Raw genomic sequence first — 3,715 nt, forward strand, 5'->3', positions numbered from 1 at the left:
CCGGAACGCGCATGTACCGCACCGGAGACATGGTCCGCTGGACGTCCGACGGCCGCCTGGCGTTCGCCGGACGCGCCGACGACCAGATCAAGATCCGCGGGTTCCGTGTCGAGCTCGGCGAGGTCGAGGCGGTCATCGCGGCCCATGACGCGGTGGAGCAGGCGGCCGTCGTCGCCCGCGAGGACCAGCCGGGAGTGAAGCGACTGGCCGCCTACGTGACCGGCGGCGCGGACGTCGAAGAACTGCGGGCTTACGCCGCCGAGCGCCTGCCCGACTACATGGTCCCGGCCGCATTCGTCGTGCTGGACGAGTTCCCCGTCACCTCCAACGGCAAGCTTGACCGGGCCGCGCTGCCCGCCCCGGATCTGGCGGCGGGTTCCAGCGGGAGCCGTGCGCCGGCGACGGCGGCCGAGGAGATCCTGTGCGGGCTGTTCGCCGAGGTGCTGGGCCTGGAGGCGGTCGGCGCGGACGACTCGTTCTTCGCCATCGGCGGTGACTCGCTCCTCGCGATCCGGCTGATCGTGCGGGTCCGCGCCGTCCTGGAGACCGAGCTGACCATCCGCGACCTGTTCGCGGCGCCCACCGTCGCGGAGCTGGCGCGCCTGCTGCCCGACGAGGCGGCCCGGCCGGGACGGCCCGCGCTCACCGTCAGGGAACGGCCCGAGCGCGTCCCCCTTTCGTACGCCCAGCAGCGGATGTGGTTCCTCAACCGGCTTGAGGAGAGCGGAAGCACGGCCGCCTACAACGTGACCCTGGCGCTGCGCCTCACCGGGGACCTGGACAGGACCGCGATGGGCGCGGCCCTGGCCGACGTGGCCGACCGGCACGAGAGCCTGCGGACGGTCTTCCCGGACGTCGACGGGGTTCCGTACCAGCGCGTCCTCACGGGAGTCGCGGGCCGCCCGGCGTTCACCGTGGAGCAGGCGGAACCGGGCGACCTGGACTCCGTGCTGGCCGCCGAGGCGGACCGTCCGTTCGACCTGAGCCGCGAGGTGCCGTGGCGCACCCGGCTGTTCGTGCTGTCGCCGACCGAGTCGGTGCTGATGCTGGTCGCGCACCACATCGTGGTGGACGGCCGCTCGATGGGCGTCCTCGCGGACGACCTCACCCAGGCGTACTCGGCGCGCTCGTCCGGACGGATTCCGGACTGGTCACCGCTGCCCGTGCAGTACGCCGACTACGCGCTCTGGCAGCGTGAGGTCCTCGGCGACCTGGACGATCCCGGCAGCCTCATCTCCGAGCAGCTCGCCTACTGGCGCACCACGCTCGCCGGAGCCCCCGAAGAGCTTGCGCTTCCGACGGACCGCCCGCGTCCGGCGGAATCCTCCTTCCAGGGCGCGGCGGTCCCGGTCCGGCTCGACGCCGAGGTCCACGCGCGCCTGCAGGACGTGGCGCAACGCCACGGCGTGACGATGTTCATGGTCGCGCAGGCGGCGCTGGGGGCGCTGCTGGCCCGGGTCGGCGCCGGACCGGACGTGCCGATCGGCACCGCGATCGCCGGCCGAGGCGACGCCGCCCTGGAGAACCTCGCGGGATTCTTCATCAACACCCTGGTGCTGCGGACCGACGTGAGCGGCGACCCGACCTTCGCCGAGCTGCTCGGCCGCGTCCGCGAGACGGACCTCGCCGCCTACAGCCACCAGGACCTCCCCTTCGAAGGGCTGGTGGAGGAGCTGAACCCGGCGCGCTCGCTCGCCCGGCACCCCCTCTTCCAGATCATGCTGGGCGTCGACGGCAACGCCCGCGGCCCCGAGCCGTGGGACCTGCCCGGCCTGCGGGCGGAGGTACTGCCCCCGGCCGAGAACCTGGTGGCGAAGTTCGACCTCACGGTCTCCCTGACCGAGGAACGCGGCCAGGACGGCTCACCGGCCGGTCTGGGCGGGGAGATCCTCTACGCGCTGGACCTGTTCGACGAGGAGTCGGCGCGGCTGCTGGCGGACCGGTTCGCGCGCGTCCTGGAGCAGGTCGCGGCCGACCCGGACGTGCGGGTGGGTGACCTGGAGGTCCTGACGCCCGGTGAGCGTGAGCTGGTGGTCGAGCGCTGGAACGCCACGGCACGCCCGCCAGTGGACAGCTCGCTGGCGGAGTTGTTCGGCGAGCAGGCGCAGCGCTCACCGGATGCGGTCGCCGTCGTGTTCGGCGACGTCCGCTGGACGTATGCCGAGCTGGACGCACGCGCGAACCGAGTGGCGCGCACTCTGATCGAGCGCGGCGTGAGCCGGGAGGACCTGGTCGGCGTCCGGCTGGAGCGGTCGGCGGACCTGATCGCGGTGCTGCTGGGTGTGGTGAAGGCGGGTGCGGCCTATCTGCCGATCGACCCGTCGTATCCGTCCGAGCGCATCGCGTTCATGCTGGCCGACGCGGGCCCGGCGCTGGTGGTGGACGAGGAGTTCCTCGACGGCCTGAGCGAGGACGAGACCCAGGCCGACGTCGCGGTCTCACCCGGCCAGCTGGCGTACGTGATCTACACGTCGGGTTCGACCGGGACCCCGAAGGGTGTGGCCGTCACGCACGCCAACGTCGCCGACTTCTGCGCGGACGAGGCGTGGCGGGACGACGTGCTGGAGCGGACGCTGGTCCAGGCCAACCAGGCCTTCGACGCCTCGACGTACGAGGTGTGGACGCCGCTGCTGCACGGCGGGCGGCTCGTCATCGTCCCTTCGGGAGAGATCGACCTCCGGGAGCGCGCCGACCTGGTCGCCGAGCGCGGCGTGACGCACGTGGTGGCGGCATCGGGGCTGTTCGCCGCGCTGGCGGAGCAGGCTCCGGAGATGTTCGCCGGGGTCCGCGAGGTGCTGACCGGCGGCGACGTGGTTTCTCCGATCGCCGTCCGGACGCTGCTGGATGCGCACCCGGACCTGGTGGTCCGCACGACGTACGGCCCGACCGAGGCGACCGCGTTCACCACCCAGCTTCCGTTCACCGCCCCGGCGCAGTGCGGTGGTGTCGTGCCGATGGGCCGTCCCATGGACAACGCCCGTGCCTACGTGCTGGACGAATACCTGCATCCGGTCCCACCCGGCGTGACGGGCGAGTTGTATGTCGCCGGTTGCGGCGTGGCGCGCGGCTACATCGGTAACCCCGCACTCACGGCCGAGCGGTTCGTGGCCTGCCCGTTCACCCCAGACACCCGGATGTACCGGACCGGTGACCTGGTCCGGTGGACGGCCGAGGGCCTGCTGGAGTTCGCCGGGCGCGCCGACGACCAGGTGAAGATCCGAGGCTTCCGCGTCGAACTCGCCGAGATCGAAGCCGTCCTGGCGGCACACGCCGCCGTCAGCCAGGTCATCGTCCTGGCACGCGAGGACCAGCCCGGACCCAAACGCCTCATCGCCTACGCCGTCACCGACGCCGAGACCTCTACCGAGACGCTGCGTGAGCACGTGGCCGCCAAGCTTCCGGACTACATGGTCCCGGCCGCGTTCGTCCTGCTGGACGAGTTCCCCGTGACCGCCAACGGCAAGGTCGACCGGACAGCGCTGCCGGTCCCCGATTTCGCGGGACTGGTGGCGAGCCGTGGCCCGGAAACGGTCGCCGAGGAGATCCTGTGCGGCCTGTTCGCCGAGGTGCTGGGGCTGGAGAGGGTCGGCGTGGAGGACTCGTTCTTCGCCGTCGGCGGTGACTCGCTGCTCGCGATGCGGCTGATCGCCCGCATCCGCGCGGTGACGGGCACGGAGGTCACCATTCGGGAGCTGTTCGCCGAGCCGACCGTGGC

1 protein-coding gene is annotated in these 3,715 nt (G+C 72.1%); it reads left to right on the forward strand.

What is annotated here, in order from left to right; translation table 11 throughout:
• Positions 1 to 11: 11 nt before the first annotated feature.
• Positions 12 to 3,715, forward strand: a 3,704-nt coding sequence (locus AB0J52_RS31750) for an amino acid adenylation domain-containing protein (protein WP_500186469.1), incomplete at its 3' end; no start/stop codon positions are given.

The organism is Spirillospora sp. NPDC049652 (assembly GCF_040675125.1).
Taxonomy (GTDB): domain Bacteria; phylum Actinomycetota; class Actinomycetes; order Streptosporangiales; family Streptosporangiaceae; genus Spirillospora.